The sequence below is a fragment of the Sagittula sp. genome (assembly GCF_052825245.1).
In genome coordinates, this window is record NZ_JBRBWD010000065.1 from 157,236 (window position 1) to 176,498 (window position 19,263).

Genomic DNA, 19,263 nt, shown 5'->3' on the forward strand with positions numbered 1-19,263 from the left:
CAGGCTGCGCATCCGGGCCGCGACGATCGGCCAGAGGATGCCCAGCCTTTGGCGGATTTCATGGCAGGACGGCAAGGCTCACGCGCCCTGCCACCCTTCCGTGCAGGCGCCCCGGTGGCAGAACCGCCGGACGGGAAAGGGTCACCGCCTGTCGATCCGCAGCCAGATGCCGTCGCGCGCCCGCACCGTCAGGTGCGCCTCCGGCACCGGATCGCGCCCCTCGACGCGCGACACCTTCAGGTCGCGCAGCAGCAGCGAAAGAAGCAGCGGCCCCTCCACCATGGCGAACCCCGCCCCGGTGCAGACCCTCGGCCCGGCCGAAAACGGGATGAAGGCGTCGCGCCCGCAGGCCCGGCCGTTCTCCGTCTGCCAGCGCCCCGGGTCGAAGGCGTCGGGCCGCTCCCACAGCCGTTCGTGCCGGTGCAGGTGCCAGGGCGACAGCACCACCTGCGACCCCTTGGGCACATCGCGGTTGCGGAACCGTTCCGGGCAGGTCGTTTCGCGCACCATCATCGGCACCGGCGGATAAAGGCGCAGCGTCTCGCGGAAAACGTCGCGCGACACCCGCATCCGCCCGATCTCGGCAAAGTCGCCGGTTTGCAGCCCCTGCGCCTCCTCGGCCACCCGCTCCTGCCACTCGGGATAAAGCGCCATCAGGTACAGCGCCCAGCCGAGCGCAGAGGCCGAGGTTTCGTGCCCCGCAAGGAAGAAGATCGCCACCTGATCGACCATTTCGGAGGCAGTGAAGGTCTCTCCGGTCTGCGGGTCGCGGGTCGTCATGATCTTGGTGGCGAGGTCGTCGGGCGCCGTGCCTGCCGCGATCTCGGCGGCGCGCGCCTCCGTCAGCCGGGCGATCAGGCCGCGGATGCGCCGGGCCGCGGCCTTCGTGTCGCGCCGGAAGAACCGCGGCACCCAGCGCGGCACCGGGATGAAGGCGGCCAGGTTCAGGATCGGCTGGGTGCGCTGGTAGGCGCGGAACTCGTGAAACACAGCCGAGGCAGTCTCATCCTCGATGGGGATGGAAAAGAGCGTGCGAAAGATCACGTCGGCGGCGGCGTGGCTGGTCTGTTCCTCGATCTCGACCATGTCGCCCGCGCGGGCGGTCAGCCGCGCCAGCGCCGCCTGTGCCGCCTCCCACATCGCCGGGTAGGTTTCCCTCAGCCGCCCGCCTTCGAAGGCCGGGTCGATGATCCGCCGCTGCCGCTGCCATTGCGCGCCGTTGGTCAGGAAGACCGACTCCCCCAGCAGCGGGCGCAGCCCCTCGCCGATACGGTCGGACTTCGGAAAGTCCATCGGCCGTTCCTTCAGCACCTTGATGACCAGTTCGGGCTGATTGATCAGGTAAGACCGGAAGAACGGCGTCCGGAATTCCGCCATCCACGCGCGATAGAGCTTCGCCGGTTGGGCCGACAGGATGTCCTGCCGGAACAGTTTCACATACCGCCTGAGCGACACCTTGTCGGGCCGCGCCGCCGGTTTCGGCGGCACCCTGTCGTCCGTCATGCCGCCATGCTCGTGTACTTGGAAACCGCCCGGTCGATCCGGCTGGCCGAGGGCGGGCGTCCGGCATAGCGCGCCGCAAGGCTGAGCGGTCCGGCAGTGATCTGGAAATAGTCGTAGTCGAGCGGCCGGTCGAAGGCGCAGAGGTACTGGAAATGCAGGCGGAAAAACTTCCACCGCAGTTCCTTCCAGCGTTCGGGGCTGAGCGACCGGGTGAACTGGGCCGAGAAGACCAGCGGCCAGCGTTTGCCCTCTGGCGCCACGCCCGAGACGCTGACCGGATCGCAGAGCGCAAAGGCGCAACCGTCCCCCGGCGCGGTGACATCGACCCAGGTCAGCTCGTCGCGCGCCGAGAGATAGTGCAGGTCGGCCCGCAGCCGGTCGGCACCCGGCAGGAAGGACACCATCGGCACCACCTGCCCGAGGCTCAGGAACCCGAGCTTTGGCCCGTTCGCCGGAACCCGGCCCGACCGGATCAGGTCGGCGAGGATCGAGACGGCCAGATGCGCACCGGAAGAATGGCCGACAACCAGCACCTCGTCGTGGTCCTCTGCCAGCGCGGCGGCGATGATCTTGGCGAATTCCGCCATGCGCGCCTCCAGCTCCGGGGGATTGGCGCCCCGGTAGCGCGCCGAATAGGCGTAGTCGTGCATCAGGTAGTAGGCGAACAACTTGCCGTCCTTGGACCGGAACCAGCGCAGCACCATCACCCCGGGCACGAGGCCGACGATGGTCCCGGCCAGCGCGCCCCAGGGTCCGGCGAAACTGCCGGCCCAGCCGCACAGCCAGACCGCCATCAGCGCCACCAGCGCCTGCACCAGCAGCGCACCGATGGGATAGAGCGCGGCGATCACCGGTCCTTTCCTCAGCCGCATCAGCCGGAACAGCGCGCCCGTGGCGATGTATTCCCACGCGGTGCGCACAAGCTGGCCGTAGGTCGCGGGGATGGAGTTCGACATGCTGTCGCGCACGATATCGGACCAGACCAGCACCTCCACGTCCGCGGCGACCGGTATGCCGTCTATCGTCGCCTCGACATGCCAGCCATAGGGGCCGCCGGTGCGCTTCGGCTTCAGGCCGATCTCATAGCCCGAGAGCTCCGCCTGCGCGGCGCCCTCCTTGCGGTAGAGCTCGCGGTAGCGGCGCGGATGAATGGGATCGTAGCCCGGGATGTAGAACACCCGGCGCGTCCTGACGTCCCCGTCGCGGCTCTGGTCGCGGTCGTGCTGTGCCATGCGCAATCTCTCCTGTCAGGCAGGATAACCGCGGTTTCAGGCAACAGTAAGGCGTGGCGAGGGGCGATTTCGCCGCAAGGCGCCGCGCGTCACCCCAGCGTCGCGAGGCCGGGGAAGGTTTCCAGCAACCAGAAGGAGAAGGCCGAGAACGCCCCGGTCAGGAGCGCCACGCCCACCACGATCAGCAGGACGCCCATGACCTTCTCGATCATGGCCATGTGCCGCTTCATCCGGTTCATCAGCCCGACGGCGCGGCCAAGGAAGATCGCCGCCAGCAGGAAGGGAATGCCCAGGCCCGCCGCGTAGACCGCCAGCAGGACCGTGCCCCGCGCCACCGACGCCTCCGTCGCGGCCAGCGACAGGATCGCGCCCAGTTGCGGTCCGATGCAGGGCGTCCAGCCAAAGGCAAAGGCCAGCCCGAGGATATAGGCGCCGAAGGCCGATCCGCCTTCACCGCCCTCCATGCGCATTTCCCGGTCGAGGAACCCGATCCGGAAGACGCCAAGGAAATGCAGGCCGAAGACGATGACCACCGCCCCCGCGATCCGCCCCAAGAGCACCTGGTTCGTCAGAAAGAACGACCCCAGCCACGACGCCGTGAACCCCAGAAGCACGAAGATCGTCGACAGCCCCAGCACGAAGAACAGCGCCGCCAATGCGACCTTGCCGCGCTTGCGGCCCTCCTGCATCTCGTTCAGCGACAGGCCAGACATGAAGGCCAGGTACGGCGGCACGATGGGCAGCACGCAGGGGCTGAGGAAGGACACCAGCCCAGCCAGCAGCGCCACGAACATGGCGGGCATCAGGGATGCGTCGATGAGATCGATTCCGAACATGTTCCCGGACATATGGCAAAGCGCGCATGGCGTCACGCCGGGGTTGCTCACATCCCCGTGGACGCATCGTCACAGACGGCCCGCACCCCCTTCAAGCAAGCCCCTTCAAGAGCGGCGGCAAAGGCGCTACGACACGGACATGACCCAGACACTCGACGCCACCGGACTGCTCTGCCCCCTGCCCGTCCTCAAGCTGCGCAAGCGGCTGCAGGCGCTGGCGGCCGGGGAGACCATCACCCTGATCACCGACGATCCGGCCGCGGTGATCGACGTGCCCCACTTCTGCGCCGAATCCGGCAACGTGCTGGACAGCCAGTCAGAGAATGGCGCGACCATGACATGGATCGTCCGCAAGGTCTGACCTTCGCCCGCCGCGAAACGCAAGGCCACGTCACGTCCCAACCCACCGGGTGCGCATGAAAAAACCGCCGCGTCTGCACGCGGCGGTTTTTCTGTTCACGGGATGGGCGGGCCTCAGCGGCCCAGCGACCACCAGCCGCGCTTTTTCTTCTTCGGCTCGTCGTCGTCGCCCGCGGTCTCGCCAACCGTTTCCGGTTCGGGCTGCGGTGCGGCTTCGGGCTCTGCCTCGGCGGCGGGCTCTTCGACCGGCTCCGCGTTGACCGCGGCCTCTGCCGAGCCACCGACCGGCGACCCCACGACCTGCGCGATCACGTCAGATGCCTTGACCCGGGTTCGGGCGCGCTTCGGCTTCTCGTCCTCGGACACGGCCTCCGGCGCTGCGGCGGGCTGCCGTTCTGCCGCCTTTTCGGGCGCCTCGGCTGCGGCCTCTTCCGGGGCCGTCTCGGCAACCGGCTCGGCCGTCTGCTCGGCGGTTGCCGGGGCCTCGGGTGCGGCTTCTGCCTCCACCGGGGCCGGGGCATTGGCCGTCATGGCCACCGCTTCGGCAGGCGCATCGCCGTTGGCGTCACCCTCGGAAGACGCCTCGACCGGCTCCTTCGGCTTGGACGTCCGGCTGCGCGAACGGGAGCGTGACCGCGAGCGGCTCGAGCTCTTCTTGCCGCTGTCCTGACCGTCCTCGTCAATGCCGCCGGTGTCTCCACCCTCGGCCGCGTCGCTGTCGTCGTCACCGCTGTCCGTATCGCCGGAGCCGTTGTCCGACTCACCGTCGTTCGACCCGTTGTCGTCCTGATCGTCGCGCGACTGGTCGCCGTCCTTGGACTTCGACCGCCGACGCCGCCGACGCCGCTTTTTCTTCGGCTTGTCGTCGCTGCCCTGCTCGTTGCCCTGATCGTTGCCGTTGCCGTTGTCGTCGCCGGAGGACTGATCCTCCATCTCCTCGACATCTGCCTCGATCTCCTCGGCTTCGGCCGCCTCGTCGATGGCATCCATGATAGAGGTGTCGACGGACACCACCGGCGCGGTCGCTTCGGGTACGGAGCGGGTCGCCGTCTTGAACTTCTCCATCGAGAAGTCGGGCGCGATCAGATGCGGGTCGCCCTCGATGCGCACTGCCATGCCGTACCGCGCCTCGATCATGGCGACGTGCTCGCGTTTCTGGTTCATGAGGTAGTTGGCGATGCCCACCGGGCACTTCACCAGAACTTCGCGCGACCGGCGCCGCACGCCCTCTTCCTCGATCTGGCGCAGGATCTGCAGCGCCATGTTGTCGTCGGAACGGATCAGGCCGGTGCCGTGGCAGGCCGAACAGGGCTGCGTGGTCGCCTCGATCATGCCCGGACGCAGACGCTGACGCGACATTTCGAGCAGGCCGAAGCCCGAGATCCGGCCCACCTGGATGCGGGCGCGGTCGGTCTTCAGCTTGTCCTTCAGCTTCTTCTCGACGGCGGCGTTGTTCTTGCGCTCGTCCATGTCGATGAAGTCGATGACGATAAGACCGGCGAGGTCACGCAGACGCAGCTGGCGCGCCACCTCTTCCGCGGCCTCCAGGTTGGTCTTGACCGCCGTCTCCTCGATGGAGCCTTCCTTGGTCGCCCGGCCGGAGTTCACGTCGATGGCCACCAGTGCCTCGGTCACGCCGATGACGATGTAGCCGCCCGACTTGAGCTGGACCACCGGGTTGAACATGCCGCCCAGGTAGGATTCGACCTGGTAGCGCGCAAACAGCGGCATCTGGTCGGTGTAGTTCTTCACGTTCTTGGCGTGGGACGGCATGATCATCTTCATGAAGTCCTTGGCCACGCGGTAGCCGCGCTCGCCTTCCACCAGAACCTCGTCGATCTCGCGGCTGTAGAGGTCGCGGATCGAGCGTTTGATCAGGTCGCCTTCCTCGTAGATCTTCGCCGGTGCGATCGACTTCAGCGTCAGTTCGCGGATCTGCTCCCACAGGCGCTGTAGGTATTCGTAGTCGCGCTTGATCTCGGTCTTGGTGCGCTTGGCGCCCGCGGTCCGGATGATCAGGCCCGCGCCCTTCGGCACGTCGATCTCGTTGGCGATGGCCTTCAGTTTCGAGCGGTCGGTGGCGTTGGTGATCTTGCGGGAAATGCCGCCGCCCCGGGCGGTGTTCGGCATCAGCACGCAGTAACGGCCCGCAAGCGACAGGTAGGTCGTCAGCGCCGCGCCCTTGTTGCCGCGCTCTTCCTTGACCACCTGCACCAGCATGATCTGCCGGACCTTGATCACTTCCTGGATCTTGTAACGGCGGGCACGCGGCTTGCGCACCGGACGGATGTCCTCGTGCGTGTCGTCGTCGGCCACGGATTCGATGGATTCGTCGCGCGAAGCAGCATCGTCACCCATGTCCTCGTCGTCGTCATCCTCGTCGTCGCTCTCGCCCGGCTCGCCGGTCACGACCAGCGCATCGTCGCGCGAATCCGCCGCCATCGGGCGCTGCGACCCGTTGGTGTCGTCCTCGGAGGTCTCCTGCTCCGCTTCCGGCGCTTCCGTGGTCTCGTTGGCCTGTTCGGACGGTGCTTCCGACGCCTGTGCGTCTTCCGCCGGCGTATCCGTGGTTTCGGATGCGGTTTCCGGTGCGGCCTCGGCCGGCGTCTCTGCCACCGGATCCTCTGCCGTTTCCTGAACGGGGGCCGGTTCGGTCATCACGAACTGCGGCAGGTCCGCCTCCGCAGAAGCGGTCGCATTGGTCTCTGCACCGTCGGATTCCACCGAATCGACCGGCTCGCCAACGGGCGCTTCGGTCACGGTCTCCATCGGCGACAGGCCCTCGCCCGGGGCGCCGGCCTCTGCCACCGCCTCGTTCTCGGACGCGTCTTCCTCGGACCCGAGGTCGATGGTCTCCATCCCCGAAGGTTCCTTCGGCGATTTCGAGTCGGACCGCGTGGACGGCTTCGACGACTTCTTGCGCGACCGCGACCGCGAAGACTTCTTCGGCTTGTCCTCTTCTTCATCGGCGGCGGCGGCCAGTGCGGCCTCCTCCTCCATCAGTGCCTGACGGTCGGCCACCGGGATCTGGTAGTAATCCGGGTGGATCTCCGAGAACGCGAGGAACCCGTGACGGTTGCCGCCGTAATCGACGAAGGCCGCCTGCAGCGACGGTTCGACCCGCGTGACTTTCGCGAGGTAGATGTTGCCCGCTAGCTGACGCTTGTTTTCCGATTCAAAGTCGAACTCCTCGAGCTTGTTTCCGTCCACCACCACGACGCGGGTCTCTTCCGCGTGGGTGGCATCGATGAGCATTTTCTTTGCCATGTAATCCGTGTGCACGCGCGCAGCCCCCATGAACCGGCCCTTTGACCGGGAGGCGCAAGGAAGCGTGGGGCGTGTCTTGTCTGGGCGAATAGTGACGGCCGGTCGCATGGCTCAAAGGCGGCGTTTCCGCTCCTGCCCATGTGCCTGTCTTGCGTCGCGCGCGTCATCGCGGTTCTTCTCCGACGTCATGGCACGCCTTCCGCGCCCGACGCCCATTCATGAAACCCGTCGCGTCGCTCGCTCTACGGGTTCGGTTCATCGGCCTCCGGCATGCGACGGGTATCCCCCGCCAGCGCCCCTCGGGCCCAATCGGTCTGCATCGGGCGCGTCTCTCGCAACTCCCGACACAGCGAAACTGTCCGGCTCCACGCACTGCGCGAAAGCCTGCCTGATAACATAAGGCCACGTGACCACAAATGACAATGCTGAAAACGCCCGGATGACGCGCTGTTGCGTGGCGTCCTGCAGGGTTTTCCACAACATCAATGGTTTGTTCATAAAACAAGCATTCGAAAATCACGATCCGGCCGGTTCGACACCTCCAATCGGCCGGTTCACCGGTAACGGGTTCAGTCTAAAGGTGAATATCGGGTTAACGCCTTGTAGCGCACGCAGCCCGCAGCCCCATCATGATGTCCCGGGGTTAACGGCGCGCGCCGTATTGACGCAACGCCCGGCCGCTTAACTGAACAGGCGTTCACGCAACGGGGCGCACGCCGCGCAACACCGCTCAGGCCACGCTTTCGGAGCGGCGTTCGGGGCGCGAGATCTGGCCGCCGCCCACCGGCGCCGCCACCCCCGTCGTGCCCGGCGCCGAGGTCGGCAGGCCGCGCGCCACCCGCACCGCCAGCCATGCAAATGCCTGCGCCTCCAGCATGTCGCCATCGAGGCCCGCGTCCTCCACCGGCACCACCGGGCAGTCGAGGCCCACGCGCAGCATCTCCATCATCACCGGGTTCCTGCGCCCGCCGCCGGTCACCAGGACCCGGTCGGGCGGTGTCGGGCAATGTTCCATCCCGACCATCACCGCGGTCGCCGCCATGCCGGTCATGGTGGCGGCGGCATCGGCGTCGCCCAGTTCCCGCACAAGATCGAGCATCACGGAAAAATCGTCCCGGTCCAATGACTTCGGAGGCATTCTTCGGAAGAAACCTTCATCGAGAAACAGCTCAAGCGCGCCTTCCTCCACCCGGCCCTGCTGCGCCAGCGCGCCGCCTTCGTCGAAGGCCAGCCCGCGCCGTTCGGTCATCAGGTCGTTCAGCGGCGCGTTGGCAGGCCCGGTGTCGAACGCCAGAAGCGCGCCGGGCGCCTCGGGCTTCGCGGCGGCGGGGTCGACCCAGGTCAGGTTGCCCACCCCGCCGAGATTGAGGAAACACAAGGGCTTCTCCGCCCCGATCCATTTCGCGCAGGCCCAGTGGAAGAACGGCGCCAACGGCGCGCCCTCGCCCCCCAGCGCCACGTCTGCCGACCGGAAATCCCAGACCACCGGCACGCCCAGGGCATCCGCCAGCGCCGCGCCGTCGCCCAGCTGGTGCGTGCCCCGGCCGCGCGGCTCATGCGCCAGCGTCTGGCCGTGGAAGCCCACCACGTCGATCCCCTCGAACTGTGACAGAACCTCGCGGTGCGCGCCCAGCACGATCTCCGAAGCGGCCCCAAGGTCCGCCCCCGGCCACTTGCCGAGCGCCGCGCGCAGGACCTTCTGCTCCGCCTCCGAATAGGGACGATAGGCACTGTCGCCGAACTCGAAGATCGTCACCCCGTCGGTCACCACGACAGCCGCATCGACGCCGTCCAGCGACGTTCCCGACATCGCCCCCAGCGCTTTGACCGGCCCGGTTCTCATCATGCTCTTTTCCTCACGCCCCGCGGCCCTTATACGGACCTGCGGATAATATACAGAAGGCCGGCCATGACCTACCATCCCAAATCGGATTTCATGCGCGTCATGATGGAGCGCGGCTACCTCGCCGACTGCACCGATTACCAGGCGCTCGACGACAAGCTGTCGCACGGGGTGGTGACCGCCTATATCGGCTATGACGCCACGGCGCAGTCGCTGCACGTCGGCCACCTGCTCAACATCATGATGCTGCGCTGGCTGCAGAAGACCGGCCACCGGCCGATCACCCTGATGGGTGGCGGCACGACGAAAGTGGGCGACCCCTCCTTCCGGTCGGACGAACGCCCCCTGCTCGGCCCCGAGCAGATCGACGCCAACATCGACGGCATGAAGCAGGTCTTCGCCAAGTACCTCAGCTACGGCGACGGTCCCACCGATGCGCTCATGCTGAACAACGCCGAATGGCTGGACGACCTGAACTACCTCGATTTCCTGCGCGACATCGGGCGGCATTTCTCGGTCAACCGGATGCTGTCGTTCGAAAGCGTGAAGTCGCGGCTCGACCGGGAGCAGTCCCTGTCGTTCCTCGAATTCAACTACATGATCCTGCAGGCCTACGACTTCCTCGAGTTGAACCGCCGCTACGACTGCCTGTTGCAGATGGGCGGATCGGATCAGTGGGGCAACATCGTCAACGGCATCGACCTGACGCGCCGGGTGCTGGATCACGAGATCTACGGCCTGACCTCGCCGCTGCTGACCACGTCGGACGGCAAGAAGATGGGCAAGAGCCAGGGCGGCGCCATGTGGCTGAATGCCGACATGCTTTCGCCCTACGAGTTCTGGCAGTTCTGGCGGAACAGCACCGACGCGGACGTGGGCCGGTTCCTGAAACTCTACACCGAGCTGCCGGTAGAGGAATGCGAGCGTCTGGGCGGCCTTGCCGGGTCGGAGATCAACGAGGGCAAGATCATCCTCGCCAACGAGGTCACCAGGCTGTGCCACGGTGCAGAGGCCGCCGCCGCGGCAGAGGCCACGGCGCGCGAGGTCTTCGAGAAGGGCGGCGTGGGCGACGATCTTCCGACGCTGGAACTGACCTCCGACGAGATCGGCGATGGCATCTCCGTCATCCAGCTGATCGTCCGCTCGGGGCTGGTGAAGTCCGGCAAGGAGGCCAAGCGCCTGATCGCCGAGAACGGCGCACGACTGGACGATGCGCCGCTGACCGACGCGGGCCTGATGCTGGACCGGGGCGCCCTGTCCTCGCCGATCAAGCTGAGCGCGGGCAAGAAGCGCCACGCGCTGGTCAAGCTGGCGGACTGAACGGCGGTTTCCGTCGGATGTTGCGACGCGCGGCGCTGCCGCGCGTCTTTTCTTTTGTGAATTGCTGTACGCGAACCCGTAGACCCGAGGTCGCTCCCTTGCCCGCGCCCAAGCAAGGCTCTTCGCGAACAATCCTCCGCGCCATGCCGCCGGTCCGACGTGTTCTTTCAACGATCTGCGCCGCGGGACGATGCTCCAGTACACTGGATCAACTCCGGAAATGCTCCACCTCACGGCGTGATGGCCGCCGAAAGCTGAACGCCCTCCTGTGCAAATTGCCCGAGGTATGCAGCCAAGCCCCAACTTCGAAGACGGAACGCATAACGGCCCGACACACAATCCCCCGAGGCACTCTCGCTGGCCCGCGTCGCGCTGTACCGCCCGGCCTCCTCCCCGACACGGTCAAGCGGCGTTGTGACCCGTTCGCCCTACGCGCCCGGGTTACATGCCTTTTCGTGCCGCCGGTCCGCGCCCCGCACCGCTAAGCTAGGCGCGGCTCTTCAACCCGTGCGCCTTCCCGCTCTCAGAACACCGCCTGCAGGACGCTCAGCAAAACGAAGGGTATGGAAAGCACGCAGGCCACCAGCAGCGCCGCCCCGGCGGTCGGACGGGGCCGGGTCAGCGCAATCGATTCGGATCGGGGCGCCGCACGGCGCAAAGGCTGTCTGTTCATCCAGCCATTAAGCCATTCGAAAGTTTTGATCCCGTTAATATCCCCATGCTCCGCCTCCCCCTCCCCCAAACCCCCCAATTCGCGCGCGCCTGTGCCCGCATGGGGGTGCAGACGCGACTCTGCAAACGCGAGGCGCGGGCGGGTGTGCGCCTGCTCTGGCAGGTTCAGTCGCGGGTCATCCGGCCCTTCGGGCGTGTCGACCTCGTGTCGCGCGGACCGGTGGCGGAGGATCCGGGCGAACTCTGTGACTGGGTCACGCGCTGGCCGCACTGGCACGATGGCCGACCCCTCCTGCTGAACGCCGACGGCATCCCGCCAAGCATTCTGCGCGACGGCGGGTTCTGGCCGCTGATGACGCCGGCGACCATCGCGCTGCTGCCGCTCGCCACGCCACCAACCCTGCGCGCCAGCCTGAGACAGAAGTGGCGCAATCGCCTCAACCGGGCGCATCGGGAGGAGATCGAGGTGCGCCACACCGACCTGACACCGGACCACTGGCTCCTTGGCGCCGAGGCGCGGCATGCGAAGACTAAGGGCTACAAGGGCCTGCCGCCCGCCTTCTGCGCGATCTACGCCGCCGCCAACCCCGGGGAGGCCGTGGTCTACGAAGCCCGGCACAAGGGCCGGCCTGTCGCCGCCGCTCTGATCCTGCGACACGGGCGCATGGCGACCTGGCAGATCGGGCACAGCACGGGGGAAGGTCGCCGCCTGAATGCCATGAACCTCGTGCTGTGGGAGGCGGCGACGGATTGCTGGCGGCGGGGGCACGACATGCTCGACCTGGGGATACTCAATGCGCAGGACGCCCCGGGGCTGACACGTTTCAAGCTGGGCCTCGGCGCGACGGCCCACCGGCTTGGCGGCACATGGGTCCACCTGCCCTGCCTCGCGCCCGTGGCCCGCGTCCTGCCTCTGGCGCTGTGTTCCTGATGCAGGTCGTCAGTTCGCGCCGAGCATCCAGCGCCCTTCGGGCCAGAAGGCATGGAACGCGAAGGCGAACATCACGTCATGCGGCAGGTCCCGGCCCGCGGCATCCGTGACCCGCACCGCCCCCACATCCCGCCCGTCCGCGATCCGGTCGGCATCGAGCGCGGAGTTCACGCCGGATTGCCAGAGGATACGCACGCCGTCCTCTGTCACGTCCCCTTCCCGCGCCAGCCTGTCCATCGGCCAGGCGCGGTCGCCCACGCGGATCACCCGCATCAGCGGTGGAATGCCGTGCGGGGGCATCTCGCCGGAGTAGAGGAACGGCCGCTTCGACGTGTCGTAGTTGCGGTAGGGATTGCGGCCGTAGGGGCGCTGCCACTCCGGCTCGACCATCACCAGCCCATCGGGATTGCGCTGCACGAAGGTCCCGAAACTCTCCATCCACGACGCGACGGGTTTCAGCCGTATACCGGTCATGTCCCCGACGATGCCCATACCCACCGCCTGCTGCCACCAGCTTTGCGTTTCGCGGTCGTACATGATCATGTCGGAGTTGCGCAGCTTGCCTGAGACGCCGAAGGTCAGGACTCGGCCGTCCACGCGCCGGTCGAAGGTAAGGGCAGAGTTGCAGAGCGGGCAGAAGGTCACCGCGACGGGCACCCCGCCGATGCTGTCGTTTACGATCTCGTGCCACGTCAGGTAGCGGATCGGATAGGCGCGCGGGCGTTCTCCGTCGATCTCCACCGTGATGACCGGCTCCGTGGGCGCGATGCCCTCCTTCTGCGCAACCTCGACGAACTGCGGATCGGAGAGCGCCGGGATGCCGTCCTTCGGCGGCCCGCCCGAGATGACCTCCACCCAGCTGGACACGCTGGTGTTCGAGAAATCGGTGTCCGGCCATTCGTGTTTCCAGAACGACGGATCGGCGGCAGCGCCGGTGGCGATCGCGGACCAGAGCAGCAGGCACAGACCGAAGGCGCGGCACATGGATAATCCCCCCTCTTTGCGCCGATTGTCCGGGCTCGGGGGGCGGCTGTCCAGTCCGCCGGGCCGGCTCATGCATGATCGGCACGATGGACAGACAGGAAAAAGGGGCGCCGAAGCGCCCCTGATCTCGTCACTCGGTCACGGTGACCTTGGCCATGTGGTCCGGTTCCCCGTCCACGGCACCGCTGCGCGGATGTCCGCGCTTGATCGAGTCGACCACGTCCATGCCGCCCGTTACCTCGCCGACCACGGTGTACTGGCCGTTCAGGAACGGGCCCGGCTCGAACATGATGAAGAACTGCGAGTTGCCGCTGTCCGGCGACTGCGAGCGGGCCATGCCCACGACGCCGCGGTCGAACGGCAGGTCGGAGAACTCTGCCTTCAGGTCGGGACGTTCGGAGCCGCCCGTTCCGGCGCGGCGCATGTCGAAGCCGTCCTTCTCCATGTTGCCGAAGGAGACGTCGCCGGTCTGCGCCATGAAGCCGTCAATCACGCGGTGGAAGACGACACCGTCATAGGCGCCCGCTTCGGCCAGTGCGGTGATCTGCTCCACATGGCCGGGAGCCACGTCCTCGAACAGGTCGATGGTGACGGTGCCCTTGGGGCCGCCCTCGCCCGCGACCTCGATCTGGAGGCCGGTGGCCAGTGCCGGAGACGCCAGGAGCGCCAGTGCAACGGTCAGGTTACGCAACATCGGCAGCCACCTTGACGGTAATCATCCGGTCCGGGTTGGCGGGCGGCTCGCCGCGCGTAATGGCATCGACGTGCTCCATGCCTTCGATCACCTGCCCGTAGACGGTGTACTGCCCGTTGAGGAAGTCGTTGTCCTTGAAGTTGATGAAAAACTGCGAGTTGGCGGAGTTCGGGTTCTGCGACCGTGCCGCGCCCAGTGACCCGCGGGCGTGCGGGATGCGCGAGAACTCTGCCGGCAGGTCCGGAAGATCGGACCCGCCCGTGCCAGCGCGGCGCAGGTTGAAGTCCTTCTCCATGTTGCCGTTGGCCACGTCGCCGGTCTGCGCCATGAAGCCGTCGATCACGCGGTGAAAGCAGACGTTGTCATAGGCACCGGCGCGCGCCAGCTCCTTCATTCGCTCCACGTGCTTCGGGGCCACGTCGGGCATCAGCGCGATCACGACCGTGCCGCCCTTCAGTTCCATCAGGATGGTGTTTTCCGGATCCTTGATCTCGGCCATGTCGTCCACTCCTCATTCATTCTGGCCGGTGGTTTATGCCACGCCGCGCACAAAGCCAAGCAGCCGTTGACGGCGCGCGCGTCAGAGGGCAACACGGGTACGGATTGGGAACGGGATTGGGACTGGGAGAGCGACATGGCCTGGAAGACCCTCGACGACATGGATCTGGACGGCAAACGGGTGCTGACCCGCGTGGACATCAACGTCCCCGTCGAAGACGGCAAGGTGACGGACACCACCCGCATCGACCGCATCTGCGCGACGATCCAGGACATCCTGGCGCGCGGCGGCAAGCCGGTGCTGCTGGCGCATTTCGGCCGGCCCAAGGGCGAGCGGCGCGACGACATGAGCCTGCAGATGTTGATCCCCGCGATGGAGCAGGTGCTGGGTGTCGAGGTGGTCTTTGCCGCCGACTGCGTCGGTCCGGTGGCCCAGGCGGTCATCGACACGCTGGGCGAGAACCAGGTGGCGCTGCTGGAAAACACCCGCTTCCACAAGGGCGAGGAAAAGAACGACCCGGAGCTGGCCGCGCAGATGGCGGAACTGGGCGACGTCTACTGCAACGACGCCTTCTCGGCCGCGCACCGTGCGCATGCCTCCACCGAAGGGGTCGCGCACCTTCTGCCCTCCTGCGCCGGGCGCCTGATGCAGGGTGAACTGCAGGCGCTGGAATCGGCGTTGAGCACGCCGGAACGCCCCGTTTTGGCGGTCGTCGGCGGTGCGAAGGTGTCGACCAAGCTGGACTTGCTGTCGAACCTTGTCGAGAAGGTCGACATGCTGGTGATCGGCGGCGGCATGGCCAACACCTTCCTCGCGGCTCAGGGCATCGACGTGGGCAAGTCGCTCTGCGAGCACGACATGACCGAAACCGCGAAGGCAATTGCCGAGAAGGCGGTGGAAACCGGCTGCGAATTGCTGCTGCCGCGCGACGTCGTCGTTGCGCGCGAGTTCAAGGAAGGCGCCGACAGCGAAGTGGTGAAGGCAGAGGATTGCCCCGCCGACGCGATGATCCTCGACGCCGGGCCCGACAGCGTGGCGCATATCAAGCAGGCCATCGACCGGGCGAAGACCCTGATATGGAACGGCCCGCTCGGCGCCTTCGAGATCGCGCCCTTCGACGCGGCGACCAACGCGGCGGCCCGTCATGCGGCGGCGCGGTCCGAAGTGGGTCAGCTTGTGTCCGTGGCCGGTGGCGGCGACACGGTCGCGGCGCTGAACAAGGCTGGTGTCGCATCGGATTTCTCTTATATTTCAACGGCTGGCGGGGCGTTCCTCGAGTGGATGGAAGGCAAGACCCTGCCCGGCGTCGCAGCGCTGGACCAGCGCGAAGAAGAGAAGACCGAGGACTGAACCCCTCAGAAGGCGCCTTCGATCAGTTCAGAGGCGCCCGTCGCCAGATCGCGCAGCAGACGGATCGCCGCGGGGGCGGTAAAGGCCGTGGTGTGACCGCCCCGGTCTCCCCCCTCGATGTCGGACAGATCGACCACCTTCACCGGCAGGTTGCCCAGCCGGCCCGGGTCGGTGATCGATCCCAGACGCGCGGGTTTGCCTGTCAGGAACGCCGACAGGTTCAGGGCCCGGTCGCGGTCCGACACCATCAGGGTGAAGGGCTGCGGAAACGGCGTGATGCGCCGCGCCTGCTGGACAAAGACGTCCTCGTCGATATCGGGACTGATAAGCGCCACGCCCGAGATATCGGCCAGCGCGCCACGGTTGCCCGAGATCGCCATCTGCCTCAGCGTCTCCATCACCAACTGGCTGCCCATCGAATGCGCCACCAGCAGCACCTTGCGACCCCCCGGCCCGGTAAGCGCGGTCAGCAGCGTCTCCAGGTCGTCGCGCGAGAACATGACGCTGTCACGGTCATAGACATAGCCGCGCGGGTTTCCGGCGGACGGCCAGGAAAACGCGATCACCGGCACCTTGGCGTCGAAGTCCTGCGCGATCTGCGCCAGGCGATAGACCGCCTCCGCGTTGTTCACGTTGTAGCCATGCACAAATACCACCACCTCGCGCGGCTGGCGGTCGCTGGCGTCGAGCGCCTTCAGGAAGGCACGCGCGTCGGCGAAGGTGCGTTGATCCGAGGCGACGAAATGGCGTTGCGGATCGGGCTCCTCGGCGCCCGGCCATTCGATGTTGCCTGTCCTGTGGCCCGGCGGGATCGAAATAAGGATAGAGCCGTAGCGCATGTTCGGGTCGCGCACATCGCCGAAGTCCTGTTCGAAGATGAACTGGCTCGCATCGTCGGAACCGCTCAGCCGGTTGGAGGCGATGAAGACGCGCTGCAGGTCGGTTCCCTGCCCGTCAAGCTCCGGCAGGAGCGTGATAACGCCCCGCGCGGCACATCCGGCGAGGGAGAGAATCAGCAGGCAGAGGAGCAGCGGTCTTTGCATGCGCGCACAATAGCGACCCCACTGTCACAAGCCAGAGAGGCAGCGTACTGTGCAGGAATGCAACGCTTTACCACCGATTCGCGGGCTCACGAAGGCGTGGCTTTTACTGATTCGGCCAGCATGACAGATTGGCCGGCAAGGCATCCCCCGAGAGATGTTTCCGAGGCAGACAAGAGATCATGACACCCCGTCGTTCACGCCCTTCCCTTGGCGTCCCCGTGTTCTTCGCGGTGACCCTCAGCCTGTCGGCCTATTTCACCTTTGCCGCCGTGCAAGGGGACTTCGGCCTGTTCCGCCGCGCGGAAATCGTGGTCGAGGGCCAGAAGCTGGAACAGGAGCTTGCCGCCGTGCAGGCGGAGGTCCTCCAGATGGAGAACCTCACGGAGCGGCTGTCCGACGACTATCTCGACCTCGACCTGCTCGACCAGCAGGCCCGCGATGTGCTGGGCCTGGTGCGGTCTGACGAAATCGTGGTGAACTGAGCCACCCGGTTTCAGACCGGCGGCTCGAACACTCCGTCCTCGTCCAGCATGTCCATGGCCTCGTCGAAGGACATGTTGCCAAGGGTGAGGTTATTCTCCACGGCCCAGGCGTCCCCGGCGCGCACCCGGAATTCGGCGCCGGTCTCCGTGTCCACGACGAGGATCGGCCAGCTCTGGTCGCTCATGGCGTGATCGTCGGCGACATACAGCACTGCTTCATCCGGGAAGGCTTCGAACAGGGCGTCGGTATCGGCGCCGTCGTGCTGCTCGTCCTCCACGCGTGAGAAGTTGGCGGTGTACCCCATTTCGCCCTCGGCCATCGCGGCCTCCAGCAGGGCCTCCCACGAGGTTTCGTCGCTGAAATCGGTGCGGATCAGCTTCGGCGCGTCGTCATCGTCTTCCATTGGTAACAGTTCCTATCGTTAACGGTCGCTGTCGAAAGTGCCTGCAGGATCGCCCTGTCCGGTCCATTCCTGCGCCAACGTCCGACGGCAGCATCCCGTTGCGCGCTTATGAAGATTTCCTGCGACGAATAGTGCGCGAAATATTGTTGCGCGGGCTTTACGGGGTTGCAAAGCCGCGCTACGCTTCCTGCCAAGACTGTTTAACGCTAAACTATCCTTGGGGAGGAGACGCGATGGCCACGCGCAAGGCGGCTGCAAAGCCCAATGTCTCGGCCGACGACCTGAAGGCCTGGTATCGCGACATGCTGCTGATCCGGCGCTTCGAGGAGAAGGCGGGCCAGCTTTACGGCATGGGACTGATCGGCGGTTTCTGCCACCTCTACATCGGACAGGAGGCAGTGGTCGTCGGACTGGAAGCCGCTGCCGAAGAGGGTGACAAGCGTATCACCTCCTACCGCGACCACGGCCACATGCTGGCCTGCGGCATGGATCCCAAGGGCGTCATGGCCGAACTGACCGGGCGCGAGGGCGGCTATTCCCGGGGCAAGGGCGGCTCCATGCACATGTTCAGCCGGGAAAAGCACTTCTACGGCGGCCACGGCATCGTCGGCGCGCAGGTGCCGCTGGGGGCGGGTCTTGCGTTTTCGGACAAGTATCGGGGCAACGACCGCGTGACCTTCACCTATTTCGGGGACGGCGCCGCGAACCAGGGCCAGGTCTACGAGACCTTCAACATGGCCGCCCTTTGGAAGCTGCCGGTGATCTTCGTGATCGAGAACAACCAGTATGCCATGGGAACGGCGCAGGCGCGTTCGACGTCCACGCCCGATCTGCACACCCGGGGCGAGGCCTTCGGCATTCCCGGAGAGATCGTCGACGGGATGGATGTCTCGGCGGTCAAGGATGCGGGCGACAAGGCGGTGAAGCACTGCCGGTCCGGCAAGGGGCCTTACATCCTCGAGGTGAAGACCTACCGCTATCGCGGGCACTCCATGTCCGACCCGGCAAAGTACCGGACGCGCGAGGAAGTCCAGAAGATGCGCGAGGAGCGCGATCCCATCGAACATGTCCGCGAGATGCTGCTGCAGGGCAAGCACGCGACGGAGGACGACCTGAAGGCCATCGACAAGGAGATCAAGGCCGTGGTGACGGAAGCTGCGGATTTCTCCCGCGAGAGCCCGGAACCCGCGCTCGATGAGCTCTGGACCGACATCTACGCCGAATCCGTGCCGCAGAAACAGGAGGGCGCGGCATGAAGGCGTTTGTCGTCGCTGCCGCGCTGACTGCCCTGCCCCTTGCGGCACTCGCGCAGACCACGGTCACCAACAAGGACACGGGCGAGACCATCGTGATCGACGGCCCGCCGCTGGAGGCGCCGCTGGCGGTCAACCTCTTCCGCTACCTGAACCAGGGCGAGGAGGATGCGCCCTTCCGCACGAAGTTCGAGCACCTCGACACCTGCCTCTACCGGATGACGCTGACCCAGAAGCTGGACCCGGAGACGGTGCGCACCACGGTGACCACGTTCAACGTGCGGGACCTGTCGATGGACGGTTACCAGGAGGCGGTCTACGCCCCCGACGTGGCCAGCCTGATCCTGCCTTTCTCGGATGGTGTGGACGTGAGCGCCGACATCACGCTGGACGGGCCGGACAACGACACCCGCAAGGCTTACCGGGACGCTATCGAGATGACCTGCACCGACACGCGCTGCGAAGGCCGGATGCCGACCGAGCAGGTACACCTGACGATCCTCACCCCCACCGCCGAAAACGATGTCGGGTTCGCCAACATGTCGATGGGGGCGCTGATGAACGCCTGTCGGCCGCAAGAGCAGGAGTGA

Annotated in this window: 17 protein-coding genes; 7 read left to right on the top strand and 10 right to left on the bottom strand. The window is 66.4% G+C overall.

Going from position 1 to position 19,263, the window contains the following annotated elements:
• Positions 1-141: 141 nt before the first annotated feature.
• From ACU0DV_RS25950 to ACU0DV_RS25960, 3 genes are all read right to left on the bottom strand, one after another.
• Positions 142-1,503, bottom strand: coding sequence for a cytochrome P450 (locus ACU0DV_RS25950; protein WP_446242877.1), 1,362 nt, complete (start codon positions 1,501-1,503; stop codon positions 142-144).
• Positions 1,500-2,735, bottom strand: a complete 1,236-nt coding sequence (locus tag ACU0DV_RS25955; protein ID WP_446242876.1) for a hypothetical protein — start codon at positions 2,733-2,735, stop codon at positions 1,500-1,502. The genes ACU0DV_RS25950 and ACU0DV_RS25955 overlap by 4 nt, the downstream gene beginning before the upstream one ends.
• A gap of 89 nt (positions 2,736-2,824) precedes the next feature.
• Positions 2,825-3,571, bottom strand: coding sequence for a cytochrome c biogenesis CcdA family protein (locus ACU0DV_RS25960; protein WP_100930787.1), 747 nt, complete (start codon positions 3,569-3,571; stop codon positions 2,825-2,827).
• A 139-nt stretch (positions 3,572-3,710) separates the two neighbouring features.
• On the opposite strand from ACU0DV_RS25960, the gene ACU0DV_RS25965 reads away from it, so the two are divergent.
• Positions 3,711-3,932, top strand: coding sequence for a sulfurtransferase TusA family protein (locus ACU0DV_RS25965; RefSeq protein WP_370313545.1), 222 nt, complete (start codon positions 3,711-3,713; stop codon positions 3,930-3,932).
• Positions 3,933-4,045: 113 nt separating this feature from the next.
• On the opposite strand, the gene ACU0DV_RS25970 is transcribed toward ACU0DV_RS25965, so the two are convergent.
• Positions 4,046-7,198, bottom strand: coding sequence for an Rne/Rng family ribonuclease (locus tag ACU0DV_RS25970; RefSeq protein ID WP_446242875.1), 3,153 nt, complete (start codon positions 7,196-7,198; stop codon positions 4,046-4,048).
• A gap of 730 nt (positions 7,199-7,928) precedes the next feature.
• Entirely contained in the window at positions 7,929-9,044 is a 1,116-nt protein-coding gene (locus tag ACU0DV_RS25975) for an anhydro-N-acetylmuramic acid kinase (protein ID WP_446242874.1), read from the bottom strand.
• Between the two features lie 63 nt (positions 9,045-9,107).
• On the opposite strand from ACU0DV_RS25975, the gene tyrS reads away from it, so the two are divergent.
• Positions 9,108-10,361 carry a tyrosine--tRNA ligase gene (gene tyrS, locus ACU0DV_RS25980; RefSeq protein WP_100927027.1) on the top strand — a complete coding sequence of 418 codons (1,254 nt, stop codon included), beginning with the start codon at positions 9,108-9,110 and terminating at the stop codon, positions 10,359-10,361.
• Positions 10,362-11,178: 817 nt separating this feature from the next.
• Positions 11,179-11,964 (top strand): GNAT family N-acetyltransferase, encoded by a 786-nt coding sequence (locus ACU0DV_RS25985; protein WP_446273667.1) that lies wholly within the window; start codon positions 11,179-11,181, stop codon positions 11,962-11,964.
• A gap of 9 nt (positions 11,965-11,973) precedes the next feature.
• On the opposite strand, the gene ACU0DV_RS25990 is transcribed toward ACU0DV_RS25985, so the two are convergent.
• From ACU0DV_RS25990 to ACU0DV_RS26000, 3 genes are all read right to left on the bottom strand, one after another.
• Positions 11,974-12,948: a DUF3179 domain-containing protein gene (locus ACU0DV_RS25990; RefSeq protein ID WP_446242872.1), complete on the bottom strand. Its 975-nt coding sequence runs from the start codon at positions 12,946-12,948 to the stop codon at positions 11,974-11,976.
• Between the two features lie 130 nt (positions 12,949-13,078).
• Positions 13,079-13,642 (bottom strand): peptidylprolyl isomerase, encoded by a 564-nt coding sequence (locus ACU0DV_RS25995; RefSeq protein ID WP_446242871.1) that lies wholly within the window; start codon positions 13,640-13,642, stop codon positions 13,079-13,081.
• Positions 13,632-14,141 carry a peptidylprolyl isomerase gene (locus ACU0DV_RS26000; RefSeq protein WP_100930789.1) on the bottom strand — a complete coding sequence of 170 codons (510 nt, stop codon included), beginning with the start codon at positions 14,139-14,141 and terminating at the stop codon, positions 13,632-13,634. Before ACU0DV_RS26000 ends, ACU0DV_RS25995 begins: the two co-directional genes overlap by 11 nt.
• Positions 14,142-14,276: 135 nt before the next feature.
• Here ACU0DV_RS26000 and ACU0DV_RS26005 point away from each other — a divergent pair, with 135 nt between their 5' ends.
• Positions 14,277-15,491 carry a phosphoglycerate kinase gene (locus tag ACU0DV_RS26005; protein ID WP_100927032.1) on the top strand — a complete coding sequence of 405 codons (1,215 nt, stop codon included), beginning with the start codon at positions 14,277-14,279 and terminating at the stop codon, positions 15,489-15,491.
• A 5-nt stretch (positions 15,492-15,496) separates the two neighbouring features.
• On the opposite strand, the gene ACU0DV_RS26010 is transcribed toward ACU0DV_RS26005, so the two are convergent.
• Positions 15,497-16,534: an alpha/beta hydrolase gene (locus ACU0DV_RS26010; RefSeq protein ID WP_446242870.1), complete on the bottom strand. Its 1,038-nt coding sequence runs from the start codon at positions 16,532-16,534 to the stop codon at positions 15,497-15,499.
• Positions 16,535-16,713: 179 nt separating this feature from the next.
• On the opposite strand from ACU0DV_RS26010, the gene ACU0DV_RS26015 reads away from it, so the two are divergent.
• Entirely contained in the window at positions 16,714-17,016 is a 303-nt protein-coding gene (locus tag ACU0DV_RS26015) for an FtsB family cell division protein (RefSeq protein ID WP_100927034.1), read from the top strand.
• Positions 17,017-17,027: 11 nt separating this feature from the next.
• On the opposite strand, the gene ACU0DV_RS26020 is transcribed toward ACU0DV_RS26015, so the two are convergent.
• Positions 17,028-17,420: a DUF6924 domain-containing protein gene (locus ACU0DV_RS26020; protein WP_446242869.1), complete on the bottom strand. Its 393-nt coding sequence runs from the start codon at positions 17,418-17,420 to the stop codon at positions 17,028-17,030.
• Positions 17,421-17,653: 233 nt separating this feature from the next.
• On the opposite strand from ACU0DV_RS26020, the gene pdhA reads away from it, so the two are divergent.
• Positions 17,654-18,676, top strand: coding sequence for a pyruvate dehydrogenase (acetyl-transferring) E1 component subunit alpha (gene pdhA, locus ACU0DV_RS26025; protein WP_446242868.1), 1,023 nt, complete (start codon positions 17,654-17,656; stop codon positions 18,674-18,676).
• On the top strand, positions 18,673-19,263 hold the full coding sequence (locus ACU0DV_RS26030) for a hypothetical protein (protein ID WP_446242867.1): 591 nt from the start codon (positions 18,673-18,675) through the stop codon (positions 19,261-19,263). Before pdhA ends, ACU0DV_RS26030 begins: the two co-directional genes overlap by 4 nt.

What these genes read in the sequence shown, in the direction of transcription:
- ACU0DV_RS25950 (WP_446242877.1), bottom strand. Translation starts at nt 1,503, where the DNA reads ATGACGGACGACAGGGTGCCGCCGAAACCGGCGGCGCGGCCCGACAAG.
- ACU0DV_RS25965 (WP_370313545.1), top strand. Translation starts at nt 3,711, where the DNA reads ATGACCCAGACACTCGACGCCACCGGACTGCTCTGCCCCCTGCCCGTC.
- ACU0DV_RS26010 (WP_446242870.1), bottom strand. Translation starts at nt 16,534, where the DNA reads ATGCAAAGACCGCTGCTCCTCTGCCTGCTGATTCTCTCCCTCGCCGGA.
- ACU0DV_RS26020 (WP_446242869.1), bottom strand. Translation starts at nt 17,420, where the DNA reads ATGGAAGACGATGACGACGCGCCGAAGCTGATCCGCACCGATTTCAGC.
- ACU0DV_RS26015 (WP_100927034.1), top strand. Translation starts at nt 16,714, where the DNA reads ATGACACCCCGTCGTTCACGCCCTTCCCTTGGCGTCCCCGTGTTCTTC.
- ACU0DV_RS25990 (WP_446242872.1), bottom strand. Translation starts at nt 12,948, where the DNA reads ATGTGCCGCGCCTTCGGTCTGTGCCTGCTGCTCTGGTCCGCGATCGCC.
- pdhA (WP_446242868.1), top strand. Translation starts at nt 17,654, where the DNA reads ATGGCCACGCGCAAGGCGGCTGCAAAGCCCAATGTCTCGGCCGACGAC.
- ACU0DV_RS26005 (WP_100927032.1), top strand. Translation starts at nt 14,277, where the DNA reads ATGGCCTGGAAGACCCTCGACGACATGGATCTGGACGGCAAACGGGTG.
- ACU0DV_RS25955 (WP_446242876.1), bottom strand. Translation starts at nt 2,735, where the DNA reads ATGGCACAGCACGACCGCGACCAGAGCCGCGACGGGGACGTCAGGACG.
- tyrS (WP_100927027.1), top strand. Translation starts at nt 9,108, where the DNA reads ATGACCTACCATCCCAAATCGGATTTCATGCGCGTCATGATGGAGCGC.
- ACU0DV_RS25995 (WP_446242871.1), bottom strand. Translation starts at nt 13,642, where the DNA reads ATGTTGCGTAACCTGACCGTTGCACTGGCGCTCCTGGCGTCTCCGGCA.
- ACU0DV_RS26030 (WP_446242867.1), top strand. Translation starts at nt 18,673, where the DNA reads ATGAAGGCGTTTGTCGTCGCTGCCGCGCTGACTGCCCTGCCCCTTGCG.
- ACU0DV_RS25975 (WP_446242874.1), bottom strand. Translation starts at nt 9,044, where the DNA reads ATGATGAGAACCGGGCCGGTCAAAGCGCTGGGGGCGATGTCGGGAACG.
- ACU0DV_RS25960 (WP_100930787.1), bottom strand. Translation starts at nt 3,571, where the DNA reads ATGTTCGGAATCGATCTCATCGACGCATCCCTGATGCCCGCCATGTTC.
- ACU0DV_RS25970 (WP_446242875.1), bottom strand. Translation starts at nt 7,198, where the DNA reads ATGGCAAAGAAAATGCTCATCGATGCCACCCACGCGGAAGAGACCCGC.
- ACU0DV_RS26000 (WP_100930789.1), bottom strand. Translation starts at nt 14,141, where the DNA reads ATGGCCGAGATCAAGGATCCGGAAAACACCATCCTGATGGAACTGAAG.